Below are 24,874 nucleotides of genomic sequence, written 5' to 3' on the forward strand. Positions count from 1 at the left end.
GACGTCGAACAGGACATGACATGACCATCACCGACAGGACCATCGCGCGCGACTTCACGCCCCCACCCCCGACGAGCGGGCCACCACCGCCCACCGCGGCGGGCCCGTGGATCGACGTCACCGGCCGCCTCGGCGAGCGCTTCGACGAGATCCTCACCCCTGGCGCCCTCGCCTTCCTCACGGAGCTGCACTCGCGTTTCGCCGGTCGCCGGCACGACCGGCTGGCCGATCGGATGCGGCGGCGCTTCGAGATCGGAAACGGGCACGACCCGGGGTTCCGTCACGACACCGCCCACATCCGCGAGGACGCCTCCTGGCGCGTCGCCGGCGCCGGCCCCGGGCTGGAGGACCGGCGGGTGGAGATCACCGGTCCGACCGACCCGAAGATGACCATCAACGCGCTCAACTCCGGCGCGAAGGTGTGGCTGGCCGATCAAGAGGACGCGACGTCGCCGACGTGGCAGAACGTGATGGGCGGTCAGCTCTCGCTGTTCGATGCCATCCGCGCCCGGCTGAGCTTCACCAGCGCGGAGGGCAAGAACTACTCCGTGACGGCCGGGGAGACCCCCACGATCGTCATGCGCCCCCGTGGGTGGCACCTCCCGGAAAAGCACGTCCACTACACCGACCGCGCGGGGCGCCGGATGGCGGCATCCGGTTCTCTCGTCGACTTCGGGCTGTACTTCTTCCACAACGCCGAGCAACTCATCGCGAACGGGCGCGGCCCGTACTTCTACCTCGCGAAGATCGAGTCCAGCGAAGAGGCCAAGCTGTGGGATGACGTGTTCACGTTCAGTGAGCGGTACCTGCGTCTCCCCCACGGGACGGTACGCGCGACGGTGCTCATCGAGACCCTCCCCGCGGCGTTCGAGATGGACGAGATCCTCTACGAGCTGCGCGACCACTGCGCAGGGCTGAACGCCGGCCGCTGGGATTACATCTTCTCCATCATCAAGAACTACCGCGGCCGCGGCGCCCGCTTCGTGCTCCCCGACCGCAGTGACGTGACGATGACGGTGCCGTTCATGCGGGCCTACACCGAGCTGCTCGTGAAGACGTGCCACCGCCGCGGGGCCTTCGCGATCGGCGGGATGAGCGCCTTCATCCCGAACCGGCGCGATCCCGAGGTGACCGAGCGCGCCTTCGAGAAGGTCGCCGCCGACAAGAAGCGCGAAGCCGGCGACGGGTTCGACGGCACCTGGGTGGCGCATCCCGACCTCATCCCGGTGGCTCGCGCCGAGTTCGACGCCGTGCTCGGCGACCGGCCGAACCAGGTCGACCGTCAGCGCGACGACGTCGAGGTGACCGCGTCCCAGCTCCTCGACGTGCACATCGGCCTGCCGGTGACCGCGGCGGGCGTCCACGGCAACGTGTCGGTGGCTCTCCGCTACCTCGAGGCGTGGTTGCGCGGGCAGGGTGCGGTGGCGATCGACAATCTGATGGAGGATGCGGCGACCGCCGAGATCAGCCGGTCGCAGATCTGGCAGTGGATCCACCAGGACCGGGTCACCGCGGAGGGCGACGCCATCACCCGCGACTACGTCGAGGGCTGGGTGGCGCGAGTGCTCGGGGAGGCGACCCGCTTCGACGGCGACCGGTTCGACGATGCGGCCGAGATCTTCCGCGAGGTGGCCCTGCGCGACGAGTTCCCCGCGTTCCTGACGATCCCCGCGTACGCCCGCTACCTCGACTGATCAGGCCCTCAGCCCCGCGAAACTGCATGCTGCCCACGAGACTGCGTCCGAGGGTCGCTGTCTCGTGGGCAGCATGCAGTCTCGCGGTTCGGCGTCGGGGACGGGGACGGGGACGGGTCAGGATGCGGCGGCCGACAGAAGCGCGAGGAGAGCGGGCGACGCCGCCATGGCGCGCAAGGCGGGGTCCATGAGGCGGCGGCAGCCGTCGAGCTCGACCGTGAACGATGTCGCGTCGGAGGCACCGTCCGCCAGAGGGTGGGCGACCACGATCCGCGTCGCGGTGTCGCGGCACGGCCCACTCGGCCGTGCCGCTGCGGCATCGGTCACGGCGGCGCGCGCGTCGTCGGCGGCGAGCTGAGCCGACCGGACGAAGAGGGCCTCAGCCGAGGCATCCGTCGTCTCGTACACGCAGACGAGCATGCCGTCGACGTCGGCGGGGTCGGGAAGCTCCGGCGGCTCCCACGGGATGACGTTCCCCTCCTCCGGCTGCACGACTTCGTCCTCCGTCACGAGGCCGGAGTCCACGAGGCCGGAGTCCACGAGGCCGGAGTCGACGAGGGCGGAGTCGCTGAGGTCGGCGAGCACGAGAACCCCCGCCTGGGTGCTGCATCCCGCCGACGTCGCGGCCCGCGACTCCACGAGCGTCGAAGGGGTGAAGGTCTCCTCCACGAGCCGCAGCCGCGAGATGCCCGCCTGCACCGCGGCCAGCGCGTCGGCCTTGGGCAGGCTGCAGCCATCCGCCGGCAGACTCACCCGCACGTACTGTCCCCCGGCGTCAGCGACCCAGTACTCCGGACCGGCGTACCCGACGGCCGAGCAGGCGCCGCCCCACCGCGGGTCGTTCGGCGTGGCGAGCGCGTCGAGCACGCGCGCGAGGTCGCCCTCGAACCGCTCCACCCGGGCTCCCGCCCACACGCCGGCGTCGTCCTCGTCCGTCGCGTTCGGGTCGCACCGGTACAGCGCCACCGGGTCGAAGTCGTCCGGAACCGCGCCGGCCATCGGTCCCGGTTCAGCGGCCTCCTCGAACATTCCCGTGCACGTGATGGCGGCAACGGGGGTCGCGTCGGGGCGGGGAGCCGGAACGCCCGGCATGCCCGCGCATCCGGCGAGCGCGAGCAACACGACGGCCAGAGCTCCGAGCACCCGCATGCGCCGCATCCGCACCCCCTCCCGTCACCGTAAGCGACCCTCGCAGCCCGTGCCGCAACGACCCCGTAACGATCGACCCGCGCGAGTACGCTGGGGAGGGTGACATCCCCCGCCCCGCTCTCCCGCAAGCTGTCCGCCATCGCCGAATCGGCCACCCTCAAAGTGGATGCGAAGGCCAAGGCCCTGCAAGCCGCCGGGCGGCCCGTCATCTCGTACGCCGCCGGCGAGCCGGACTTCTCGACTCCGCAGTTCATCGTGGATGCCGCGGCGGAGTCTCTGCGCGACCCGGCGAACTTCCGTTACACGCCCGCGGCCGGTCTTCCCGTGCTGCGCGAGGCCATCGCGGCCAAGACGCTGCGCGACTCAGGGCTCGAGGTGCAGCCCTCGCAGATCGTCGTGACCAACGGCGGGAAGCAGGCCGTGTACCAGGCCTTCCAGACCGTGGTGAACCCGGGCGACGAGGTGCTGCTGCCCGGGCCGTACTGGACCACCTATCCCGAGGCGATCGCGCTGGCCGACGGCGTGCCCGTCGAGGTCTTCGCCGGCGCCGACCAGAACTACAAGGTCACCGTCGAGCAGCTCGAGGCCGCGCGCACCGACCGCACCACGACCCTCGTGTTCGTCTCGCCATCCAACCCGACCGGCGCCGTCTACACGCCTGAGGAGACCAAGGCGATCGGCGAGTGGGCGCTCGCCCACGGGCTCTGGGTCATCACCGACGAGATCTACCAGAACCTCGTCTACGAAGGTGTGCGCGCGGTGTCGATCGTCGAGGCCGTTCCCGAGCTGGCAGGGCACAGCATCCTCGTCAACGGTGTCGCCAAGACCTACGCGATGACGGGATGGCGCGTGGGCTGGATGGTGGGGCCGGCTGACGCCATCAAGTTGGCCGCGAACCTGCAGTCGCACCTGTCGAGCAACGTGAACAACATCGCCCAGCGCGCCGCCCTCGCCGCTCTCACCGGCCCCCAGGACGAGGCCGAAGACTTCCGCCTCGCGTTCGACCGGCGCCGCCGTCTCATCGTTTCCGAGCTCGGGAAGATCCCCGGCGTGACGGTTCCGAACCCGCTCGGCGCGTTCTACGCGTACCCCGACGTCACAGGGCTCCTCGGGCGCGAGTGGCACGGCACGACCCCGACGACGTCGCTCGAGCTGGCCGACCTCATCCTCGAGGAGGCCGAAGTGGCCGTCGTCCCGGGCGAGGCCTTCGGCCCGAGCGGTTACCTGCGCCTGTCGTACGCCCTCGGCGACGACCAGCTCCTGGAGGGCGTCCAGCGCCTGCAGCGCCTCTTCTCGTAGGTCGAGGGGTTAGAGCTCGACGTTCACGAGCACCGGCTCGGGCTGCAGGATGAGGCCGAACTCGGCCTGCACGCGCTGCTGCACGAACCGGGCGAGTTCCGCGAGCTCGGCGGCCGTGGCGCCGCCCCGGTTCGTGAGCGCGAGGGTGTGCTTCGTCGACAACCCCGCGCGTGAGCGGGGCAGAGAGAAGCCCTTTCCCACACCGGCGTGCTCGATGAGCCACGCCGCGCTGACCTTCACGTCGGGCGCGCCGGTCGCCGGCTCCGGCACGACCCCCGTGAACTCTTCCAGCGGGATGACGACGACCGGATCGAGGTCGGGAGCCATCGGCCACCGCGGGCACTCCGGTGGCAGCGTGCGGGCGAACGCCGCGGAGACGACCGCGTTCTGGAAGAACGACCCCGCGCTGGCCGTGTCGGGGTCGTCCGCGTCGAGCACCATGCCCTTCCGCCGGCGGGTGGCGAGCACCTCGTCGCGCACCTGCCGGAGCGAAGCGGATGAGCCGGGCGCGAGGCCGAGCGCGGTACGCAGCTGATCGCCGGTCACCGGCCGCGTGTCGTCCCCGACCTCCTCGAGTTCGAGCGTGACGGTGAGGATGACCGCCGACCGGAGGGGTGCGGAGCCGTAGTGCTGCTTGAGCACGGAGGTGCGAAAACCCAGCCCGAGGTCGCCGGCCGGCACCGTCGACACATCGCCGGTCGCCTCATCCAGCAACTCCACCTCGACGAGGGTCTGCACGATCTCCTGCCCGTACGCACCGATGTTCTGCACGGGCGCCGCGCCGACGGTTCCGGGGATGCCCGACATCGCCTCGATACCGGCGAGCCCTTCCCCCACGGCGAACGCGACCAGTTCGTCCCAGTCGTGTCCGGCCTGCACGCGCAGCCGCGCCGTGCCGGGCCGCGAGCCGGGGAGACGTTGCACCCCACGGGTACGCACCAGCACGACGGTGCCCTCGAAAGGCTCGTCTCCGGCGAAGAGGTTGGAGCCGCCTCCGACGACGAGCCAGGGCTCACCGGCCGACCACAGCTCCCGCAGCGTATCGACGAGTTCGGTCGCCGTCCTCGCCTCGACGAGCCGCTCCGGCACACCGCCGGTGCGCAGCGTGGTCAGTTCTGCGAGGGGAACAGGGTCGAGTGCGGGCATGACTCAGGCGCGCACGCGCACCTGGGCTTTACCCAGGACCGTGGTGTCGGCGTGCGTGACGGTGAGGTCGATGCGCAGGGAGCCCTCGTCGACCGCTCCGACCTTCGCGACGATCTGCAGGTCGGCGCCGGTGTCGGGGTGGACGACGACAGGCCGGGTGAACCGCACCCCGTACTCCAGGATGCGGCCGGGGTCGCCCAGCCACTCCCCCAGGGCACCCACCGCGATGCCCATCGTCAGCATCCCGTGAGCCAAGACGCCGGGAAGTCCGACTTCGGACGCCACGTCATCGCGGTAGTGGATGGGATTGAAGTCACCCGAAGCCCCGGCATACCGCACGAGCGATTCGCGGGTCAGGTGCACCGAACGCTCGGCAACGATGTCTCCGACCGCGGTCACGACGCCGACTCCCCGACCAGCAGCACCGAGGTCGCCGTGACGACGTGCTCTCCCGCCGCATCCCGGATCTCGGCTTCGCTGGTGACCATCGCGTTTCCTCCCATGGTGCGGATTCCGCGGACCGTCAGGGATGCGGTGAGTTCATCCCCGGCGACGATGGGCCGGGTGTAACGGAACCGCTGCTCGGCGTGGATGGTGCGTGCCAGCTCGATTCCGGAGTCGGGCTCGGCCAGCAGCCGCTGGAGGGTGAGGTCTTGGATCACCATCGCGAAGGTGGGCGGCGCGACGACATCGGGGTAGCCGAGAGCGCGCGCGGCTTCGGGATCGGTGTGCGGCGGCGCGTCGGCGAAGACGGCACGAGCGAACTCGCGTACCTTCTCCCGGCCGACGAGGTACGGGGCTGTCGGGGGGAACGTCCGGCCGACGAGCTCGGGATTGACGGGCACGGTGCCATCCTACCGAGCCCCCGCGCGCGCTTCCGGGTCAGCGCCCGCGCGACCGGATCGCTTTCAGCGCCATCTGCACCGAGATGAACACGAGGAACGCGGCGAACAGGATGTTGCCGACGAACGGGTCGACGATCGTGGCGATCCATGCGCCGACCGCCGTCGTGGTGCAGGCGGCGAGTCCCACGGAGGCGGCCGCGACCAGGTCGACGTTGGACCGCCGCAGGTTGCCGATCGTGCCCGAGATCGCGGTGGGGATCATCATCAGCAAGGACGTGCCCTTGGCGATCAGGTCACTCGTCCCGAAGATCAGCAGCAGGGCGGGAACCACGATGATCCCGCCACCCACCCCGAGAAGACCTGCCAGAACTCCGGTGATGAGCCCGAGCACGGCGAGGCCGGGGATGGTCACCCAGTTCAGTTCGAGGACGGCCTCTCGCGAGGGGATGACGAAGAAGAGGCTCACGATGACCGCGAGGAGGAACCCGATGAAGCCCCACCGCAGCGCGGTCTGCGACACGCGCGGCAGGAGCCATGTTCCGACCTGCGCACCGATGACCGCCGCGGCGGCGAGGATGAGCGCGGGAATCCAGGCGACCGATCCCGAGACCGCGTAGGAGATGACTCCGACCGTGGCCGTCGGGACGATGGCCGCCAGCGATGTGCCCGCCGCGCGGCGCTGGTCGAACCCGAGCAGCAACACGAGCAGCGGCACGATGACCGTGCCGCCGCCGACCCCGAACAATCCGGACAGAAGACCGGCGAGCAGCCCGACGCTGACGCACGTGAGAAAGAAGCGCGCCCCTCGGCGCGCCTCAGGTGCCGCGCTCATTCGTCGTAGTCGAGGGCGTCGATGGCCCAACGGTCGCCGTCGAGGACCACCACGTACCGCAGGGTGTCCTCTACAGGCTGCGGCTCGTCGAGAAGCTCACCGGCGTCGTCGTAGAGCAGCTGGTACGTCTCGAGCGTCACGACCTCGATGCGGTCCTCTCCCAGCACCTCGACCCCGGTCACCTCGAGCTCGTACTCATCTGTCGACTCGCCGAAAGACCGGGCGTCCGTCTCGAAGGCTGCGCAGTCGGTCAGGCTGATGCTCTCGCGGTACGCCTCCGTGGTGGAGAGCTCGTAGGCGTCGCAGTCGGCCTCATCCCAGGCGTCGTCGTAGAGTTCGACGGCTTCCACCGCGCGGGTTTCATCGGCTCCGCCTGCCGAGCTCGAGCCCGGGCTCGGAGTCGAGCTCGAACTCGAACTCGAACTCGGACTGAACCAGTTCACCGCGAGCGGGATGAGGATGGCGGCGAGAACGATCATCAGCAGCACGACGCCGCCGAGGACCACCCACAGGATCCAGAGCTTGGATTTCGGGCGCGGGGCATCCGGCGCGGGCGGGCCGGCGGGGTAACCCGGTGTGGGCGTCGCCCCGGCGGGTCCCCCGGCGGCGGGGGCACCGGGGTAGTGCGCCGGGTATACCGGCGCAGCGGGCACGGCCGGTCCGGGTGCGGCGGCCGCCGACGTGACCGGCACCTCCGCAGTGTTCCCCTCCGGCGCAGCAGCGGCGTCGGAGACGGCGGCCGCTTCGGCTTCCGGTGCGTGGACGTGCTCGGTCCAGGATGCTCCGTCCCACCAGCGCAGGGCGCCGTGCCCGTCGTCGTACCAACCCGGGGGTGTCGTGCTCATGACCGTCTCGTTTCGCTCGGGGCGGAATGCCGCGCCTTCACCCTATCGCCGCCGCGCCTGCCCTTCCGGGCGCGCGAACGCGGGCCGAACACGCGAGGTCCTGGCGGATCGTCCCGAAAAAGATCACGACCCCCGGGCGGCAGAAGCCAGAGCCAACCGGGGGTCGTCTTCCCCGGGAACCTCCGCAGGACCGGTGACCCGAACACCAGAACTGGGGGAATTTCGCGGGGGGTGGAACACACTGAAACTAACCGGAAACGCGGGCTACGTATTGCCCGTTGACGCCGGCTCGATGCACTGCTATGGCCCCGGTTGCCGTCAGATCAGAGCAGACTGGAAGATGCCGCCTTCGGCGGGCTCAGGAGGAACCATGACGACGCTCCGCGCTCCCGCGCCGACCTTTCCGCACGTCCGCGCAGATTTTCCGTTCGTGCAACGCCGCGGCGGTTCGATCTACCTCGACTCCGCCGCGACCTCGCAGCAGCCCGCAGCGGTACTCGACGCGCAGCGCGAGTTCGCCGAGACGGCCTATGCCGCCGTCCACCGCGGCTCCAGCGCTGCGACGGGATCGGCCACGCAGGCGTTCGAGTCGGCTCGCGCGCGGGTGGCCCGCTTCGTGGGGGCGGATGAGGACGAGATCGTCTGGACCGAGAACGCCACCGACGCCATCAATCTCGTCGCATGGTCCTTGTCGGATGCGGCGTCGCTCTCAGATGCGGCGTCGCCGGGCGGCGATGCCCCATGGGTCTTGCATCCCGGCGATGAGATCGTGATCCCGATCGCCGAGCACCACGCCAACCTGCTGCCGTGGCAGCGCCTGGCCGCCCGGACCGGCGCAGTCCTGCGGCCCGTCCCCGTGGACGACGACGGCCTCTGGACGATCGACGCGATGAGCGAGGTGGTGTCCGAGCGCACGCGGCTGATCGCTTTCGCACACGTGTCGAACGTGACGGGGTTCGTCGCCCCGGTCGAGGACGTCGTCGCGCTGGCACGGAGCCGCGGAGCGCTGACGTTCCTCGACGCCTGTCAGTCCGCTCCGCACCGGTCCCTTGATCTGCACGCGCTCGGCGTCGATTTCGCCGCGTTCTCGGCACACAAGATGCTGGGTCCGACCGGGATCGGTGCACTGTACGGCCGCGCCGACCTGCTGAACGCCCTGCCCCCCGGACGCACCGGCGGGTCCGCGATCACGACGGTGACGTTCGAGACGGCGGAGTTCCTCCCTGCGCCGCACCGGTTCGAGCCGGGTACGCAGCCGGTGGTGCAGGCCGTCGGTTTCGCCGCGGCCATCGACTATCTCGAGGGTCTCGGCATGGCGACGGTGGCCGAGCGGGAGCACCAGCAGGCGCAGCTTCTCGTCGACACCGTCGCGCGCGTTCCGGGTGTGTCGTTCGTCGGCCCGGCGGCAGGCCTGGAACGGGCAGCGCTCGTCAGCTTCGTCGTGGACGGCGTACACCCGCACGACGTCGGTCAATTCCTCGACGACCGCGGGATCACCGTGCGCACCGGCCACCACTGCGCCCAGCCGTTGCACCGCCGCCTGGGCGTGGCCGCCACGACACGTGCGAGCGCATACGTGTACACGACGGACGATGAGATCGCCGCGCTGGGCGAGGCGCTCGCGGACGTGCGCGACTTCTTCGGAGCCGACCGATGAGCGATCTCAGCGACCTCTACCGCGAGGTCATCCTCGATCACAGCCGGCGCCCGATCGGCCGCGGAGACATCGCGGGGTTCACCACCACCCATCACGAGCTCAACCCCACCTGCGGCGACGAGATCACCGTGGGAATCGAGCTCTCCCCGGACGGCCGCATCGACGCCCTGGCGTGGGCAGGGCACGGCTGCAGCATCTCCACCGCATCCGCCTCGATCATGTCCGACCTCACGACTGGAGCTTCGCGCGAGGAGGCGACGGCCCTGATCGAGGATTTCCGCGCCCTCATGCGGGGCGGGGGGAACGTCGAGCCGGCCGAGAGCCTCGGGGATGCCGCGGCCTTCGCCGGCGTCGCGCGCCTGGTCACCCGGGTGAAATGCGCGATGCTCCCGTGGGTCGCTGTGGAAGCCTGCCTGCGCACCGCCCCCTGACGCCGGGGAATCGAGGAGATCTCGGAAACAGAGGAGCCCGCGGGCCGATCCGCTCCTCGATTCGCGGGATGTCCTCGATTCCGGCGCGCGGATGCGGGGACCGCGGGTTGCACGACCGGCGTCCGCTTGCGCGGGCGGGCCCGGTCGTTATGCTGGGGACGTGCAGACCTGTCGTTGTTGTCGCTGAGCGCGTTCGCGCTTTCTCCGACCACCGACAGCGCCCGCGCCGACGCGCGGCACACCGAAGGAATGCACCCGTGCGCTACGCCTCGAGCGTCACCGACCTCATCGGCAACACGCCCCTCGTCCGGCTGAACCGCGTGACCGAGGGCATCGCTGCCACCGTGCTCGCGAAGATCGAGTTCGTGAACCCCGGCGGCTCCTCGAAAGACCGGATCGCCGCGAACATCCTCGACGCGGCCGAGCGCAGCGGCGACCTGAAGCCCGGCGGCACCATCGTCGAGCCCACGAGCGGCAACACCGGCGTGGGCCTCGCGCTCTTCGCCCAGCAGCGCGGGTACCGCTGCGTGTTCGTCGTGCCGGACAAGGTGTCGGAGGACAAGCGCTCGGTTCTGCGTGCGTTCGGCGCCCAGGTGGTCGTCGCCCCCACCGCCGTCGCCCCCGATGACCCGCGGTCGTATTACAGCGTCTCCCGGCGCATCGTCGAAGAGACTCCCGGCGCCTTCATGCCGAACCAGTACGACAACCCCAACGGGCCGCGCAGCCACTACGAGACCACCGGGCCGGAGATCTGGCGCGACACGGACGGCGGGATCACGCATTTCGTCGCCGGCGTCGGCACGGGGGGCACGATCAGCGGCACCGGTCGATACCTCCGAGAGGTCTCGACCGGGGCGGTGCGCATCATCGGCGCTGACCCGGAAGGGTCGGTGTACTCCGGCGGAACCGGACGGCCCTACTTCGTCGAGGGCGTGGGCGAAGACTTCTGGCCCGGCGCCTACGACCCGGCGGTGGTCGACGCCGTGGAGGCGGTCGATGATGCCGAGGCCTTCGCCATGACCCGTCGCCTCGCCCGCGAGGAGGGTCTGCTCGTGGGCGGATCGAGCGGCATGGCCGTCGTCGCCGCCCTGCGCGTCGCGCGCGACCTCCCCGCCGATGCCGTCGTCGTCGTGCTGCTGCCCGACTCCGGTCGCGGGTACGTCGGCAAGGTCTTCAACGACGCGTGGATGCTGTCGCATGGGTTCGCGATCGAGGAGGCCCCGCCCGGCCGCACGGTGGGCGACCTCCTGTCCGAGCGCGGCGCCCGCCCCCTCGCGGTCCTTCTCCCCACCGCCACCGCCGCCGAGGCGCTGGAGGTGCTGCACCGGAGCGGCGCGCCCGTCGCGCCCGTGGCATCCGCCGCCCAGCCGGTGCTGGGCGAAGTGTCCGGGTCGGTGTCGGAGAGCGCGCTGCGGGCCGCGACCCCGAGCACAGCCGTCGCCGACCTGCTCGCCGACCCGTTGCCGCTGGTGGGCGTCGGAACGCCCGAACACGAGGCGAGGACGCTTCTCCAGACAGCCGACGCCGTCCTGGTGGCCGAAGCCGGCCGCCCCGTGGCCATCCTCACCTCGGCCGACCTGCCCGCTCGTCCCTCCGAAGGAGCTTCCTCGTGACCGCCGATTCCGCCAATCTCTCCTTCGACAGCCTGGCCGTCCATGCCGGGCAGTCGGCCGACCCCGGCACCGGCGCGGTCATCCCTCCCGTGCACTTCTCCACGACGTACGTACAGGACGGCATCGGCAACCTCCGCAGCGGCTACGAGTACGGACGCAGCGGGAACCCCACCCGCACGGCTCTCGAACTTCAGCTGGCGGCGCTCGAAGGGGGGCGGCACGGGCTGTCGTTCGCCTCCGGCCTCGCCGCCGAAGATGCACTGCTGCGCGCCGCTCTCCAGCCGGGTGACGAGGTGCTGCTCGGCAACGATGTGTACGGCGGCACGTATCGGCTCCTGGCCCGTGTGCTCGGGCCGTGGGGCGTCTCGCTGCGTGTCGTGGACATGAGCGACCTCGACGTCGTGGCCGCCGCGGTCGCGGAGCGTGCGCCGCAGATCCTCTGGGTCGAGACGCCGAGCAACCCCCTGCTGCGCGTGACCGATATCGCCGGACTCGCGCGCGTGGGTCACGACGCCGGCGCTCTCGTCGTGGTCGACAACACGTTCGCCTCCCCCGCGCTGCAGCGCCCGCTCGCACACGGCGCCGACGTGGTCGTACACTCCACCACGAAGTACCTCGGCGGTCATTCGGACGTCGTCGGTGGGGCGCTCATCCTCGACGACGACGAGCTCGCGGGTAAGGTGCGCTTCCTGCAGTTCGCCGCCGGAGCGATCGCGGGTCCGATGGATGCGTGGCTGACCTCCCGCGGCATCAAGACGCTCGGGCTGCGGATGCAGCGGCACAGCGAGAACGCGCTCGCCCTGGCCGAGTTCCTCGAGGGGCATGAGCGCGTGGCTCGCGTCTTCTATCCCGGACTCCCCGGGCACCCGGGCCACGAGATCGCCGCGGGGCAGATGTCTGCCTTCGGCGGGATCGTCTCCGTCGCACTCCAGGACTCCGCATCCGCCCGTCGTTTCGCGGAGTCGCTGCGCCTGTTCCAGCTCGCGGAGTCACTGGGGGGCGTGGAGTCGCTGGTGAACTACCCCGACGAGATGACGCACGCCTCCGTGCGCGGCACCGAACTTGCCGTGCCCCCCGAGGTGGTGCGCCTCTCGGTGGGAATCGAGTCGCTCGACGACCTGCGCGCCGACCTCGCTCAGGCCCTCGCCGCCCTTTAACCGCGGCCATCTGGACGGGCGGGAAATTGCACTAAAGAATTCAGAGTGCAAGACTGCACTCTGTGATTGATAGTGCAAGCGGCCTGCGCGAACGTCATCGCGCAGAAACGACGCGCGATCTCATCACGGTCGCGCGGCGCCTCACCGCCGAGATCGGCCTCGCGGGATTCACGATCGAGCGGCTGTGCGGCGAGGTCGGAGTGTCGCGCCGCACCTTCTTCAACTACTTCGCGTCGAAAGAAGACGCCGTCTTGGGCGTTCCGCTCGAGCGCGAAGACGTCGAAGCCGTCAGGAGGTTCCTGGATGCGGGAGCTCAGCGTCCGCCCGGCGCCGCGCTGTCATCCACGCTCCTCACCGACCTCGTCGATCTCGCCGACGCGCGGTGGCGCACCATGGACACCGCCCCGGGAACGCTCGCCGACCTCGGCGCCGCCGTGCAGCGGGAGCCGCGGCTGATCGCCCGCCTCGTCGAACTCGTCCATGAGCGCGAGCAGGATGACGCCCGGCTGATCGCCCTGCGCGAGCATCTGCCCGAGGGCGACCTCCGGGCGGTGGCCGCCGCCCAGATCTTCGCCGCGCTCTCACGCGCGACCGCCGACGAATTCGTCGCGGCCGGCAACTCCGACACCTTCGCCCAGATCTTCTCGCGCCGGCTCACCGCCGCCCACCAGCTGTTCATCGACCAGCACGCCCCGACAGGACGCTCATGACCACCTCCACCACCACGCCACCCGGCGCGGCTCCCCTGCTGCTGACGAAGCGACGCATCTGGATCATCTTCTCCGCGCTCATCGCCGGGATGCTGCTGGCCAGCCTCGACCAGACCATCGTGTCCACCGCCATGCCGACCATCGTCGGCGAGCTCGGCGGTGTCTCGCACCAGGTGTGGATCACCACCGCGTACATCCTCGCGACAACGATCGTGATGCCCGTATACGGCAAGTTCGGTGACATCCTCGGCCGCCGGCGTCTCTTCATGATCGCGATCGCGATCTTCACGCTCGCCTCCATCGGGTGCGCGCTGGCGACCGACTTCTGGATGTTCGTCACCTTCCGTGCGATCCAGGGCCTCGGCGGAGGTGGTCTGATCATCCTGTCGCAGGCGATCATCGCCGACATCGTCCCCGCCTCCGAGCGCGGCAAGTACCTCGGCCCCCTCGGCGGGATCTTCGGGCTCTCCGCAGTCGCCGGCCCCCTGCTGGGCGGGTTCTTCGTCGACCACATGACGTGGCAGTGGGCGTTCTACATCAACATCCCCGTCGGCATCATCGCTTTCCTCATCGCGGTCTTCGCTCTGCGCCTTCCCGACAAGAAGGCGGACAAGCCGATCGACTGGCTCGGCGTGGCGTTCCTGTCGATCGCCACGACGTGCCTCATCTTCTTCACCGACTTCGGTGGCGACTCCGAGTTCGGCTGGGACTCGATGGCGACATGGGCGTGGGGGCTGGGGCTTCTGGCCTCCGCGGCGCTGTTCGTCTTCACCGAGTCGCGCGCGGTCGACCCGATCATGCCGCTGTCGATGTTCCGCAACCCGGTCTTCGTCAACGCCACGGCCATCGGGCTGGCGCTCGGTATCAGCATGTTCGCCGCCATCGGGTTCATCCCGACCTTCCTGCAGATGTCCTCGCGCACGTCGGCGGCAGAATCCGGTCTCCTCATGCTGCCGATGATGGTCGGTCTGCTGGGAACCTCGATCGCGTCCGGTCTCCTCATCACGCGCACAGGGCGCTACAGGCTGTTCCCCATCCTCGGCACGATCATCACCGGCGCGGCGATGGCCGCGATGACGACACTCGCCGCCTCCACGCCCATCTGGCTCATCTGCGTGTACCTGTTCGTCTTCGGCGCCGGCCTCGGCCTCATCATGCAGGTCGTCGTCCTGGTGGTGCAGAACGCCGTTCCGGCCGCGGACATCGGGACCGCGACGAGCACGAACAACTACTTCCGCGAGGTGGGTGCCGCCCTGGGCACCGCCGTCTTCGGCACGCTGTTCACCACGCGCCTCACCGAGAACCTGACGACCGTCTTCACGGACGCGGGGGCCTCCCCCGCGCAGGCCGGCGAGGCGACCGCCACGATCGACCCCGCGACCTTGAACGCTCTGCCCGACTCTGTCCGCGAGGGCGTGGTCACCGCGTACGCGGACGCGCTCGCGCCGGTGTTCTGGTACCTCATCCCCTTCATCGTCATCGCCCTGATCCTCGCCATCTTCCTCAAGCAGATCCCGCTCTCCGATGTCGCGGGGCTTGTTGCCCGCGGCGAGGCCATCGGTGGCGAGGAGGCCGAGCGCCTGGAGGCGGAGCGGCGCGCCACGGCCGAGGTCACCGCATCCGACCCCCGCAAGCCCCGGCGCGTGCGCCGCTGAAGACGGAAATGTCCTGAGCGGGAACGACGCCGGGAAGACTCAGCCCACGGGCCGACCCCACCGCCAGTCGCTGACGGCGGGTTCATCCTCGCCATGCTCGCGCGTGTAGGAGCGCGCTCCCGCTCGACGGTCGACGAGGTCCTGCCGCAGCGCGGCATACCGCGTGGCCGCGCCCGGCACGCGGTCCAGGGTGTCGATCGCCAGCTGGAACCGGTCCAGGTCGTTGAGCATGACCATGTCGAACGGCGTCGTGGTGGTACCGCGTTCCTTGTAGCCCCGCACGTGCAGGTTGCCGTGTCCGTGTCGCCGGTAGGTCAGGCGGTGAATGAGCCAGGGATACCCGTGGAAGGCGAAGATCGTCGGGGTGTCCGGGGGGAAGTATCCGTCGTAGTCGGCGTCGTTCAGGCCGTGGGGATGCTGGTCCTCGGACTGCAGGCGCATCAGGTCGACGACGTTCACCACCCGCGTCGACAGGTCGGGGGCGTACTCCGCCAGGAGCGCGGCAGCGGCCACGGTCTCCTGCGTGGGGACGTCTCCGGCAGCGGCGAGCACGACATCGGGCGTGGCGCCCTCCTCTTCCGTACCCGCCCATCCGAACGTGCCGAGGCCGCGACGGCAGTGCGCGATGGCGTCGTCCATGTCGAGCCACTGGGGTGAGGGCTGCTTCCCCGCCACCACCACGTTGATGTAGTCGACCGAGCGCAGGCAGTGGTCGTACGTACTCAGCAGGGTGTTGGCGTCGCACGGCAGGTAGACACGCACGATCTCGGGGCTCTTGTTCATCGCCACGTCGAGGAACCCGGGATCCTGGTGGGTGAACCCGTTGTGATCCTGACGCCACACGTGACTGGACAGCAGATAGTTGAAGCTCGCGACCGGGGGGCGCCAGGCGAGCGGCCGCGACGCCTCGAGCCACTTCGCGTGCTGGTTGAACATGGAATCGACGATGTGGACGAACGCCTCGTAACTGTTGAAGACGCCGTGCCTCCCGGTGAGGAGATACCCCTCCAGCCATCCCTGGCACTGATGCTCGCTCAACACCTCCATCACGCGGCCGGCGCGCGCCAGATGCTCGTCGAGGGGCGTGATCTCGGCGTTCCACTGTTTGTCGGTCACCTCGTACACCGCCGGGGCGAGCCGGTTGGATGCTGTCTCGTCGGGGCCGAACAACCGGAAGGTACGCGGGTTCCGCCGGATGACCTCGGCGAAGTAGCGCCCGAGTATCGCCGTGGCCTGCGCGTCCCCTGCTCCGGGAGCGGTGACGCCCACGGCGAAGTCCCGGAAGTCGGGCAGGTCGAGGTCTTTCCGCACGCGGCCGCCGTTCGCGTACGGGGTCGCCGACATCCGCCGCTCCCCGTCCGGAGCGAGCGCGACGGTGTCGGGCAGCGGCGCTCCGGCGTCGTCGAACAGGTCCTCCGGCCGGTACGAACGCAGCCACTGTTCGAGCTGGTGCAGGTGCTCCTCGGTATCCCGAGCCGAGGGCAACGGCACCTGGTGAGCGCGCCAGGTTCCTTCCACGGGAAGCCCGTCGACCTCTTTCGGCCCGGTCCATCCCTTCGGGGATCGGAGGATCAGCATCGGCCAGATGGCGCGTTCGGAGGATCCCTCTTCGCGTGCGGCGCGCTGGATGTCGCGGATGCGGTCCAGCGCGGCGTCCATCGCCTCGGCGAAGGCTCGGTGCACGTGCTCGGGCGGGTCGTCGGCCTCGAACGACACGAGGATGGGCTCGTGCCCGTAGCCGCGCATCAGGCTCAGCAACTCGTCATCGGGGATGCGTGCCAGAAGCGTCGGGTTCGCGATCTTCCACCCGTTCAGGTGCAGGATCGGCAGTACCGCCCCGTCGGTGGCGGGGTCGACGAACTTGTTGCCGTGCCACCCCGTCGCCAGCGGCCCGGTCTCGGCCTCCCCGTCGCCCACGACGCAGAAGACGGTCAGATCGGGGTTGTCGAAGGCCGCTCCATAGGCGTGGCTGAGCGAGTACCCGAGTTCGCCGCCCTCGTGGATCGATCCCGGCGTCTCCGGTGCCGCGTGACTGGGGATGCCGCCGGGGAAGGAGAACTGGCGGAACAGCCGCCGCATCCCCTCCTCGTCGCGCGTGATGCGGGGATAGATCTCGCTGTAGGTGCCGTCGAGCCACGCGCTGGCAACCATGCCGGGGCCGCCGTGGCCGGGCCCCGCGATGTACAGCGCGTCGAGGTCACGATCGCGGATCGCGCGGTTGGCATGGGCGTACACGAGGGTGAGTCCCGGGACCGTGCCGAAGTGACCGAGCAGGCGGGGTTTGACGTGGTCGCGGGTCAGCGGCTCGCGCAGCAGCGGATTGTCGAGCAGATAGATCTGCCCGACGCTGAGGTAGTTCGCCGCCCGCCACCATGCATGCAGGTGACCCAGCGTCGCGTCATCCATGGCCCGAACGCTAGTGCACCGGCATGCCTCCCGTCACGGCAATCGTCTCCCCGATGACATAGCTCGCCTCCTGCGACGCGAGGAACACGAACGCCGGCGCGAGTTCGACGGGCTGCCCGGCACGACCGATCGGGGTCTGGGAACCGAACTCCTCGATCTTCTCGTTGGGCACGAAGGCCGGCTGCAGCGGAGTCCAGATGGGTCCCGGTGCGACCCCGTTGACGCGGATGCCACGCTCGATGAGCTGCTGCGACAGCGCCCGGGTCCAGTTGGCGATGCCCGCCTTGGACACCGCGTACTCGGCCAGCGACGGCGACGGCTGGAAGCCCTGCACGCTCGAGGTGGTCACGATGGCGGCGCCCGGCTTCAGGTGCGGGGAGGCGGCCTTGGTGAGCCAGAACAGCGGATAGATGTTGGCCTTCATGACGTGATCGAGCGTCTTCGTCTCGAAGTCGTCGATGCTGTCGACCGTGGGCATCGTCCCGGCGTTGATCACGAGGATGTCGAGCCCGCCGAGCCCCTCCACCGCGCGCTCCACGACCTCGATGTTCGTCTCCTCGACCTGCAGGTCACCCGGGAGGAGGACGGCGGTGCGCCCCTCCTTCTCGATGAGGGCGGCCACCTCTTCTGCCTGCGCCTGCTCCTCGGGGAGATAGCTGAGGGCGACATCGGCTCCCTCGCGGGCGTACGCGATCGCTACGGCGCGCCCGATGCCCGAGTCCGCGCCGGTGATGAGCGCCTTGCGTCCGGGGAGGCGACCGAAGCCGATGTAGGTCGTCTCGCCGTGGTCGGGGGCGGGATCCATCTTGTGGATGTCGCCGGGGCCGTCCTGCTGCTGAGGCGGGAACGGCGGCCGGGGGTACTGCGTGGTGGGGTCCTGGGCGGTGTACATGTCAGCCATGCCGGCCACGCTAGGAGCCGGGGGTGGCCCGCCCACGGGGGTTGCGGCGGGCCACCACGGACGCTATGCCTTGCGGCGCGAGGGCGTGCGGTTTTCGGCGCTGACCATCCACGACAGCTGCTCGAGTCGCTCGAGGACCGCGTGCAGAATGTCGGCGCTGGTGGGGTCTTCCTCATCCACGTCGTCGTGCACCTCGCGGCAGGTCGCCGTGACGGCGTCGAGTCGCTCGGTGATGAGGTCGATGACCTCCGCCGTGTCGATCTCGCCCTGCGGGAACTCCGGCAGGGTCGTCGTCTCGGCGATCGTGTCGCTGCGCCCGTCGGGAAGGGCGTGCAGCGCGCGCATCCGCTCGGCGACGGTGTCGCTGAACTCCCGCGCCGACTCGATCACCTCGTCGAGCTGCAGGTGGGTGTCGCGGAAGTTCTTGCCGACGACGTTCCAGTGCGCCTGCTTGCCCTGGATCGACAGCTCGATGAGGTCGACGAGCACCTTCTGCATGTTCTCGCTGAGTTCAGCGGAGGCGGCGAAGCCCTTCTCGGCGTTCTCCTCCTCGGTCAGGCCCGCACCGGACCCGCCGCGCGCGGGGCGGCGGCGATTGCGGGTGGGGGCGTCCTTGGCGTTCGTGGTGGGCATGGGCGATCTCCTTGCACTCGGGAAACGAGACAAGTGCGAGGTTATCCGCGCCCGTCCTCCGCCTGCCGGGGCTTGTCGGTGGTCCGGCCCGTTGCTATGCGCTTCCGCGAGCCACGCCTAGTGACGTGGCACCGACCGCGCAACCCCATCCTCCCGTGCGCCGGGCTCCGTAGCGTGGCGGTATGGCCTCGAACACCGAGCCCCGTCACGCCGACCTGCGGGAGTACGCGCCGATCGGCGATGGACGCACGGTGGCGCTGGTCGGACGCCGCGGCCAGATCGACTGGCTCCCGCTTCCTCACCTCGACTCCGTACCGGTGTTCGCTGGACTTCTCGACGAGCACACCGGTGGATGCATCGAGCTCGAGCCGACGGAGGACTACACGGTCCGGCGCCGTTACATCCCGCGGACGAATGTGCTCGAGACGACCTTCACCACGGCCGGCGGAAAGGCCCGCGTGACCGATGCGATGGTCACCGGTGTGGCCGGGCGGCTGCCCTGGGCCGAACTCGCCCGGCGCATCGAGGGCATCGAAGGCCGCGTGCCCTTCCGCTGGCGGGTCCAGCCGGGAACGCGGCTGCAGACCGCCGCGCCCTGGATCGAGGAGCGTGATGGCGTCGCGGTCCTGCGCGTGGGTGACCTGTCGCTTGCCGTCGTCGGCGAGGGTTCGGGCACGGCACAAACGCAGCGCGACGGCGGCGCGGGTCCGGCCGTGCACGGTTCATTCACGACGGCCCCGGGTTCCGCGTCGGTCCTGATCCTCGTCGCCACCGAGGGTGAGCCGTTGCACCTCCCCGACCCGGGGAACGTCCAGCGCGGCATCGATCGCACGGTTCGCGCGTGGCGCGCGTGGTCGCGGGAATTCTCCTATGAGGGACCCTGGCGGCCCGCCGTCCAGCGGAGCGCCCTGGCTCTCAAGCTCCTCGTCTACGCCCCGACCGGCGCCATCGCCGCGGCCGCCACGACCTCGCTGCCGGAGAACCCTCGGGGCGGGAAGAACTGGGACTACCGCTTCGCCTGGGTCCGCGACCTGGCGTACACGACCCACGCCCTCGTGCGATTCGGCCTCCGCGAAGAGACGCACGCCGCGATCTCTTGGCTGCTGCGCACCATCCGGCTCAACGGCCCCGAGCTGCACGTGTTCTACTCCCTGCGCGGCGAAGTCACCGGCAGCAGCCGCGAGTACGGGGTCGGCGGATGGCAGGGCATCGGCCCGGTCGTCACCGGGAATCCGGCGCGCGGACAGCTGCAGCTCGGTGTCTATGGCGACCTGTTCGCGATCTGCCGCACGTACGTCGACGCCGGCAACATCCTCGACGTCGCCACCGGCCGTTCTCTCGCCGCGATGGCCGATCGCACGTGCGACCTGTGGCGTTCACCGGATTCAGGGATGTGGGAGCTGCCCGACGTCCGCCATTACACGTCGTCGAAGATGGGATGCTGGCAGGCGCTCAGCGACGCGGTTCTCCTCGCCGAGCGCGGCGCCATCCCCGGGAATCCCGAACGATGGCGATCGGAACGCGACCGTATCGCCGAATGGGTCGGACGCTACGGGTGGTCGGAGGAAGCCAATAGCTACGTCATGTACCCGGGGACGACGGATCTCGACACCTCCGTCCTGCTGCACGCGGAGAGCGGCTTCGACCGCGGCGACCGCATGGCCGCGACGATCGACGCGATCACGCGCGACCTGGGTGCCGGGCCGCTCCTGTACCGCTACACCGGCATGGACCAGGAGGAGCACACCTTCGTGTCGTCGGCTTTCTGGCGGGTGTCGGCTCTGGCGTGCATCGGTCGGCACGAGGAGGCCGTAGCGGCGATGGATGACCTCGTGGGGTACGCGAACGACGTCGGCATCTTCGCGGAGATGATCTCCGAGCACGACGGCGGCTTCTGGGGCAATCTGCCCCAGGCGCTCAGCCACCTCGCGGTGGTCAGCGCTGCCCTGACCATCCGCGATCTGATCCCTTCGGAGGTACTCGGTGAACGGTGAGTTGCGCGTCTTCCGCCGCGTGGAATCAGTGGTGCCCGAGAGCATCTTCTGGGACGAACGCACCCAGGAACTCGCCTGGGTCGACATCCCCGCCGGCACGTTCCATCGCGCACGGCTGGACGGGCCGAGCGACGGCTCGGGCGACCGGGTCGTGCAGCTGCCCGCACCCGTGAGCGCGGTGCAGCCGGCTGCCGGAGGCGGCTACGTGGCGTCGTTGAAGGACCGCATCGTCGAGCTCTATCCCGACGGCACGCTCGGGCGGACGATCGCGCACGTGCGGCACGCGCATCGCGAGTCGCGGTTCAACGAGGGAAAGGTCGACCCCTTCGGCCGTTTCGTCGTGGGGTCGATGGACGGCGCGGGCGAGCCCCACGGCGCCGTCTACATCTTCACCGCCGACGGTGAGGCGTGGATGCTGCGCGACGGCTTCACCGTCCCGAACGGGATGGAATGGTCGGACTCCGGCGACGTCATGTACGTCACCGACACCGAGACGCAGACGGTCTACCGTGCCTCCTACGGCCCGGGCACGGATCCGCTCGGCGACCTCGAGCCGTATCTGCGCGGACGCGACTCCGACGGCATCGCGATGGACACGGAAGGGTCGTTCTGGAACGGCATATACGGCGACGGCGAGGTCGTGCAGTGGAGTGCCGAGGGGCACCCGGTCGGAAGCATCCCCGTCCCCGCTCCCCGTGTCACCTCCGTGGCCTTCGGCGGCCCGGACCACGGCACACTGTTCGTCGGTACGGCGCGCGAGAACATGACCGACGACCAGCTCGCGGCTGCACCGCTGAGCGGTTCGCTGTTCGCCGTCGAGGGTCTCGCGCAGGGTCGTCCGGTGCATGTCTTCGGCAGCGGCGGTTCGAGCCGCTAGGGAAACGGCCGCCGTCAGGGCACGAGGCGCTTACGGAGGAAGATCTGGTCCTCGCCGGATTCGCCGCCGGCACGCTCGGTCTCCTGATAGCCCTCTCGCGTGTACAGCCGGAGGTTCGCTTCGCTCAGACGGCCGGTGAACAACTCGGCCTCGGTCGCGCCGGCTTCCCTGCCCCGGTCCTCGACCGCGGAGAGGATCAACGATCCGAGACCGGCACCCTGGATGTCGGGTGCCACGGCGATGCGGCCGATGAGCAGCAGATCGCCGTCCCGTCGCGCGCGCGCGGCCGCGACCATGCGCTCGCCCAGCAGGGCGACGCATCCGAGGTTGTCCTGCAGCTCGGCCTCGAGCTCTTCGAGCGTCTGAGTGAGCGGCGGCATGTCGGCGTCGCCGTAGATGAGCGCCTCCGACACGAAGGCCGCCCGCTGGAGCGTCAACACCTCCCCCGCATCGCTTACCTCGATGGGGCGCACCCGCGCCGCGGGCTCAGCGGTGTCCCGTCCGCTCATCGCGTCCTCCGGTCGTGTGGATCCGCTCCCGAGTAAACACACCACGGCGCCCCGGTGCCGAAGCGTTGACAACCGGGGCGCCGTTGGTTAGCGAATGTCAGCGGGGAACGTCCGCACGCCACTGGCCGGTCTCGGCGCCGCGGCTCTCGATGAACTCCTTGAAGTTCTTGAGGTCCTTCTTCACCGCGTGCGAGCCCACGCCCACCAGCGAACCGACCTTCTCCAAGAGCCCCTCGGGCTCCCAGTCGATCTGCACGGTCACGCGCGTGGACGTGTCGGAGAGCTTGTGGAACGTCACGACGCCTGCGTGGTCGGTCTCGCCGCCGACGCTCCGCCACGCGACACGCTCGTCGGGATGCTGCTCCGTGACCTCGGCGTCGAACTCACGTTCTACGCCGCCGACCTTCACCTTCCAGTGCAGGTGCGTGTCATCGCGCTGCTCGATCGACACGACCTCGTCCAGGAAGGAGGGGAAGCTCTCGAACTGCGTCCACTGGTTGTAGGCCGTGTTCACCGGCACATCGACGTCGATCGTCTCGATGATTTGAACCATGTCACTCCTCAGTGTTGTATTCGTAACTCCAGCCCACCGCAGGTGATCCACCGACGGGGAGGGATTGACATTCGGCCGGCGTATACCAATACATCCGACCGGTCGGCGTCGCGGATGCTGTCGAACCCCGGGTTCACGCCGCGGCCGGGACGTGCGCCCGGTCAGCGGCCTGCGGCGTATCCAGCACTGCCGCGCGGGTTCGCGGCGGCGGTGAGGGTGCCGGTACCGGCGTCACGCGTCACCGCGGAGAGCCGCCCCAGCGACCAGCCGTCGACGACCACCACCGCATGCCCCCACGCGGCGAGTTCGTCGATCACGCCTGCGCCGAGCCGATCCTCCGCCACGACTCCGCGTGGCTCCCACGCGCGCGGCCAGAACGAGCTCGGCAGGTGCGTCGTGTGGAAGGTCGGGGCATCGATGGCCGCCTGCGCGGAATACCCGCCGATGATCCTCCGCAGGAGATAGGGCAGCTGCCACTGGTCCTGCTGATCACCACCGGGCGTCCCGAGCGCCTCGACCACCACTCCCTCCCGCGCGAGCAGGGTGGGTGACAGTGTCGTCCGGGGGCGGGCTCCCGGACGCAGCGCCGCCGGCGAGCTCTCGTCCAGCCATGTCATCTGCAGACGCGTGCCGGCGGCCAGTCCGAGCCCGGGAACGGCGGGCGAGGACTGGAGCCAGCCGCCAGAGGGAGTGATGCTGGCGATGTTGCCCGCGGCATCCACGACGTCGATATGGCAGGTGTCCCCCCGCGTCTCGCCCGAGCTGCGCACGGTCGGTTCGCCGACGCTGCCCCCGGTACCGGCGTGCTCGGTGAACAGAGGCGGGAGAAACGGCTCGTGGCCGGGGATCGTGCCCGGCTGCCATTCCGCGCTCGCAGAATCTCGGATCTCCGCCGCGCGGGAGCGGGCGTAGTCGTCGCTGAGCAGCACGTCCAGCGCGGGCCGCGCGTCTTCTCCGTAGTAGCCCTCGCGGTCGGCGAACGCGAGCTTGAGCGCCTCGATGGCGAGGTGCGCGCCGCGCGCCGTGGAGGGGTCGAGCTCGTCGTCCGGGAAGACGGAGAGGATGGCGAGCGCTTGCAGCAGGACGGGACCGGATCCCCAGCTCGACGCCTTGACCACGTCCACCCCGCGGAAGCGATAGGTCACCGGCTCCTCCCAAGCGGCCGCGTACCCGCGCATGTCCGCTTCGGTCAGCACGCCCCGGTAGGAGCCGCCGTCGGAGTGCCGGTGCGGCTCGGCCAGGAAGGCCGTCAGCTCGCGGGCGACGAAGCCCTCGCGCCACTCGCGGAGGGCGGAGTCGATGCGGTCGTCGCGCGACAGTCCCGTTGCGGATACGGCGGAGAGGCGGCGCAGAGCATCCGCCCACTGCGGGTTGCGGAAGGCCTCCCCCGCTTCGGGCACGCGGCCGCCGGGCATCCACAGCTCCGCCGAGGTGGGCCAATGGTCACGGAACAGCTCGGCAACCGCGCCGACCGTCCGGGCCCAGCTCGCGGCCACCGGGACGCCCCGCTCGGCGTACTCGATCGCGTACGCGGCGACATCGGTGAACTCCCACGTGCCCTGCTCACGCAGGAGCCGGAGGAGGGCGGGAAAGGCCCCGGGGATGGCGGCCGCCAGGCCCCCTGCGCCCGGGACGGCGTCGAGCCCCAGGCCGCGGTAGTGCGCGATGGTCGCTCCCGCCGGCGCGGGGCCCTGGCCCGACAGCACGCGCGGCTCGGTGCCGCGCGCGGCGACGAGTCCGACGAGGTCACCGGCGGGACCATTGAGGTGCGGTTCGGCGACGTGGAGCACGAAGCATCCCGCCACCGCGGCGTCGAAGGCGTTGCCGCCCCGCTCGAGAACGCTCTGCGCCGTGCCGGTGGCAAGCCAGTGGGTCGAGGCGGCCATTCCGTAGGAGCCGGAGAGGGTCGGCCGCGTCGTGAAGGAGGAGGGGGGAGCCCAGGGGGAATGCGACATCGTCCCATTCTTC

Annotated in this window: 22 protein-coding genes; 10 read left to right on the forward strand and 12 right to left on the reverse strand. The window is 70.0% G+C overall.

Annotated elements, in window-relative coordinates; genetic code table 11:
* Nucleotides 1–20 precede the first annotated feature (20 nt).
* The gene (gene aceB, locus AC4FS1_RS17140; protein WP_491157000.1) at nucleotides 21–1,694 is read left to right on the forward strand and encodes a malate synthase A; all 1,674 of its coding nucleotides are present in this window, start codon (nucleotides 21–23) and stop codon (nucleotides 1,692–1,694) included.
* A 117-nt stretch (nucleotides 1,695–1,811) separates the two neighbouring features.
* Here aceB and AC4FS1_RS17145 read toward each other — a convergent pair whose 3' ends face one another.
* Nucleotides 1,812–2,852, reverse strand: coding sequence for a hypothetical protein (locus AC4FS1_RS17145; protein ID WP_491157002.1), 1,041 nt, complete (start codon nucleotides 2,850–2,852; stop codon nucleotides 1,812–1,814).
* 90 nt (nucleotides 2,853–2,942) lie between these two features.
* Here AC4FS1_RS17145 and AC4FS1_RS17150 point away from each other — a divergent pair, with 90 nt between their 5' ends.
* Nucleotides 2,943–4,142, forward strand: coding sequence for a pyridoxal phosphate-dependent aminotransferase (locus AC4FS1_RS17150; protein WP_491157003.1), 1,200 nt, complete (start codon nucleotides 2,943–2,945; stop codon nucleotides 4,140–4,142).
* Between the two features lie 9 nt (nucleotides 4,143–4,151).
* Here AC4FS1_RS17150 and AC4FS1_RS17155 read toward each other — a convergent pair whose 3' ends face one another.
* The 5 genes from AC4FS1_RS17155 to AC4FS1_RS17175 are packed head-to-tail and all read right to left on the reverse strand — an operon-like array spanning nucleotide 4,152 to nucleotide 7,810.
* Nucleotides 4,152–5,288 (reverse strand): UDP-N-acetylmuramate dehydrogenase, encoded by a 1,137-nt coding sequence (locus tag AC4FS1_RS17155; RefSeq protein ID WP_491157005.1) that lies wholly within the window; start codon nucleotides 5,286–5,288, stop codon nucleotides 4,152–4,154.
* Nucleotides 5,289–5,291: 3 nt separating this feature from the next.
* Nucleotides 5,292–5,687 (reverse strand): MaoC/PaaZ C-terminal domain-containing protein, encoded by a 396-nt coding sequence (locus tag AC4FS1_RS17160; protein ID WP_491157006.1) that lies wholly within the window; start codon nucleotides 5,685–5,687, stop codon nucleotides 5,292–5,294.
* Nucleotides 5,684–6,133 carry an FAS1-like dehydratase domain-containing protein gene (locus AC4FS1_RS17165; RefSeq protein ID WP_491157008.1) on the reverse strand — a complete coding sequence of 150 codons (450 nt, stop codon included), beginning with the start codon at nucleotides 6,131–6,133 and terminating at the stop codon, nucleotides 5,684–5,686. The genes AC4FS1_RS17160 and AC4FS1_RS17165 overlap by 4 nt, the downstream gene beginning before the upstream one ends.
* A gap of 37 nt (nucleotides 6,134–6,170) precedes the next feature.
* Entirely contained in the window at nucleotides 6,171–6,965 is a 795-nt protein-coding gene (locus tag AC4FS1_RS17170; protein ID WP_491157009.1) for a sulfite exporter TauE/SafE family protein, read from the reverse strand.
* Nucleotides 6,962–7,810 carry a DUF2510 domain-containing protein gene (locus AC4FS1_RS17175; RefSeq protein ID WP_491157011.1) on the reverse strand — a complete coding sequence of 283 codons (849 nt, stop codon included), beginning with the start codon at nucleotides 7,808–7,810 and terminating at the stop codon, nucleotides 6,962–6,964. The genes AC4FS1_RS17170 and AC4FS1_RS17175 overlap by 4 nt, the downstream gene beginning before the upstream one ends.
* 370 nt (nucleotides 7,811–8,180) lie before the next feature.
* On the opposite strand from AC4FS1_RS17175, the gene AC4FS1_RS17180 reads away from it, so the two are divergent.
* From AC4FS1_RS17180 to AC4FS1_RS17205, 6 genes are all read left to right on the forward strand, one after another.
* Nucleotides 8,181–9,467, forward strand: a complete 1,287-nt coding sequence (locus AC4FS1_RS17180) for an aminotransferase class V-fold PLP-dependent enzyme (protein WP_491157013.1) — start codon at nucleotides 8,181–8,183, stop codon at nucleotides 9,465–9,467.
* The gene (gene sufU, locus AC4FS1_RS17185) at nucleotides 9,464–9,898 is read left to right on the forward strand and encodes a Fe-S cluster assembly sulfur transfer protein SufU (protein ID WP_491157015.1); all 435 of its coding nucleotides are present in this window, start codon (nucleotides 9,464–9,466) and stop codon (nucleotides 9,896–9,898) included. Before AC4FS1_RS17180 ends, sufU begins: the two co-directional genes overlap by 4 nt.
* A gap of 257 nt (nucleotides 9,899–10,155) precedes the next feature.
* Complete coding sequence (locus AC4FS1_RS17190; RefSeq protein WP_491157017.1) at nucleotides 10,156–11,511, forward strand: cystathionine beta-synthase; 1,356 nt, start codon at nucleotides 10,156–10,158, stop codon at nucleotides 11,509–11,511.
* Nucleotides 11,508–12,668, forward strand: coding sequence for a cystathionine gamma-synthase (locus tag AC4FS1_RS17195; protein WP_491157019.1), 1,161 nt, complete (start codon nucleotides 11,508–11,510; stop codon nucleotides 12,666–12,668). Before AC4FS1_RS17190 ends, AC4FS1_RS17195 begins: the two co-directional genes overlap by 4 nt.
* Before the next feature lie 62 nt (nucleotides 12,669–12,730).
* Complete coding sequence (locus AC4FS1_RS17200; RefSeq protein ID WP_491157020.1) at nucleotides 12,731–13,378, forward strand: TetR/AcrR family transcriptional regulator; 648 nt, start codon at nucleotides 12,731–12,733, stop codon at nucleotides 13,376–13,378.
* Complete coding sequence (locus AC4FS1_RS17205) at nucleotides 13,375–15,033, forward strand: MDR family MFS transporter (RefSeq protein ID WP_491157022.1); 1,659 nt, start codon at nucleotides 13,375–13,377, stop codon at nucleotides 15,031–15,033. Before AC4FS1_RS17200 ends, AC4FS1_RS17205 begins: the two co-directional genes overlap by 4 nt.
* Before the next feature lie 39 nt (nucleotides 15,034–15,072).
* Here AC4FS1_RS17205 and AC4FS1_RS17210 read toward each other — a convergent pair whose 3' ends face one another.
* From AC4FS1_RS17210 to AC4FS1_RS17220, 3 genes are all read right to left on the reverse strand, one after another.
* Entirely contained in the window at nucleotides 15,073–17,439 is a 2,367-nt protein-coding gene (locus AC4FS1_RS17210) for a phosphoketolase family protein (RefSeq protein ID WP_491157024.1), read from the reverse strand.
* Between the two features lie 10 nt (nucleotides 17,440–17,449).
* Entirely contained in the window at nucleotides 17,450–18,340 is an 891-nt protein-coding gene (locus AC4FS1_RS17215; protein ID WP_491157026.1) for an SDR family oxidoreductase, read from the reverse strand.
* A gap of 63 nt (nucleotides 18,341–18,403) precedes the next feature.
* Nucleotides 18,404–18,973, reverse strand: coding sequence for a Dps family protein (locus AC4FS1_RS17220; RefSeq protein ID WP_491157028.1), 570 nt, complete (start codon nucleotides 18,971–18,973; stop codon nucleotides 18,404–18,406).
* Nucleotides 18,974–19,155: 182 nt separating this feature from the next.
* Between AC4FS1_RS17220 and AC4FS1_RS17225 the strand changes: the two genes are divergently transcribed.
* Both AC4FS1_RS17225 and AC4FS1_RS17230 read left to right on the forward strand, forming a co-directional pair.
* Complete coding sequence (locus AC4FS1_RS17225; protein WP_491157030.1) at nucleotides 19,156–20,967, forward strand: glycoside hydrolase family 15 protein; 1,812 nt, start codon at nucleotides 19,156–19,158, stop codon at nucleotides 20,965–20,967.
* A complete protein-coding gene (locus AC4FS1_RS17230; RefSeq protein ID WP_491157032.1) occupies nucleotides 20,957–21,844 on the forward strand; it encodes an SMP-30/gluconolactonase/LRE family protein in 888 nt (295 codons plus the stop codon). The genes AC4FS1_RS17225 and AC4FS1_RS17230 overlap by 11 nt, the downstream gene beginning before the upstream one ends.
* 14 nt (nucleotides 21,845–21,858) lie before the next feature.
* Here the strand turns inward: AC4FS1_RS17230 and AC4FS1_RS17235 are convergent, their stop codons facing one another.
* The 3 genes from AC4FS1_RS17235 to AC4FS1_RS17245 form a co-directional block, all read right to left on the reverse strand.
* On the reverse strand, nucleotides 21,859–22,353 hold the full coding sequence (locus AC4FS1_RS17235; RefSeq protein WP_491157034.1) for a GNAT family N-acetyltransferase: 495 nt from the start codon (nucleotides 22,351–22,353) through the stop codon (nucleotides 21,859–21,861).
* A gap of 97 nt (nucleotides 22,354–22,450) precedes the next feature.
* The gene (locus AC4FS1_RS17240; protein ID WP_491157035.1) at nucleotides 22,451–22,906 is read right to left on the reverse strand and encodes an SRPBCC family protein; all 456 of its coding nucleotides are present in this window, start codon (nucleotides 22,904–22,906) and stop codon (nucleotides 22,451–22,453) included.
* 161 nt (nucleotides 22,907–23,067) lie between these two features.
* The gene (locus AC4FS1_RS17245) at nucleotides 23,068–24,861 is read right to left on the reverse strand and encodes a gamma-glutamyltransferase family protein (RefSeq protein ID WP_491157037.1); all 1,794 of its coding nucleotides are present in this window, start codon (nucleotides 24,859–24,861) and stop codon (nucleotides 23,068–23,070) included.
* Nucleotides 24,862–24,874: the final 13 nt, after the last annotated feature.

The organism is Microbacterium sp. Z12_35 (assembly GCF_058310475.1).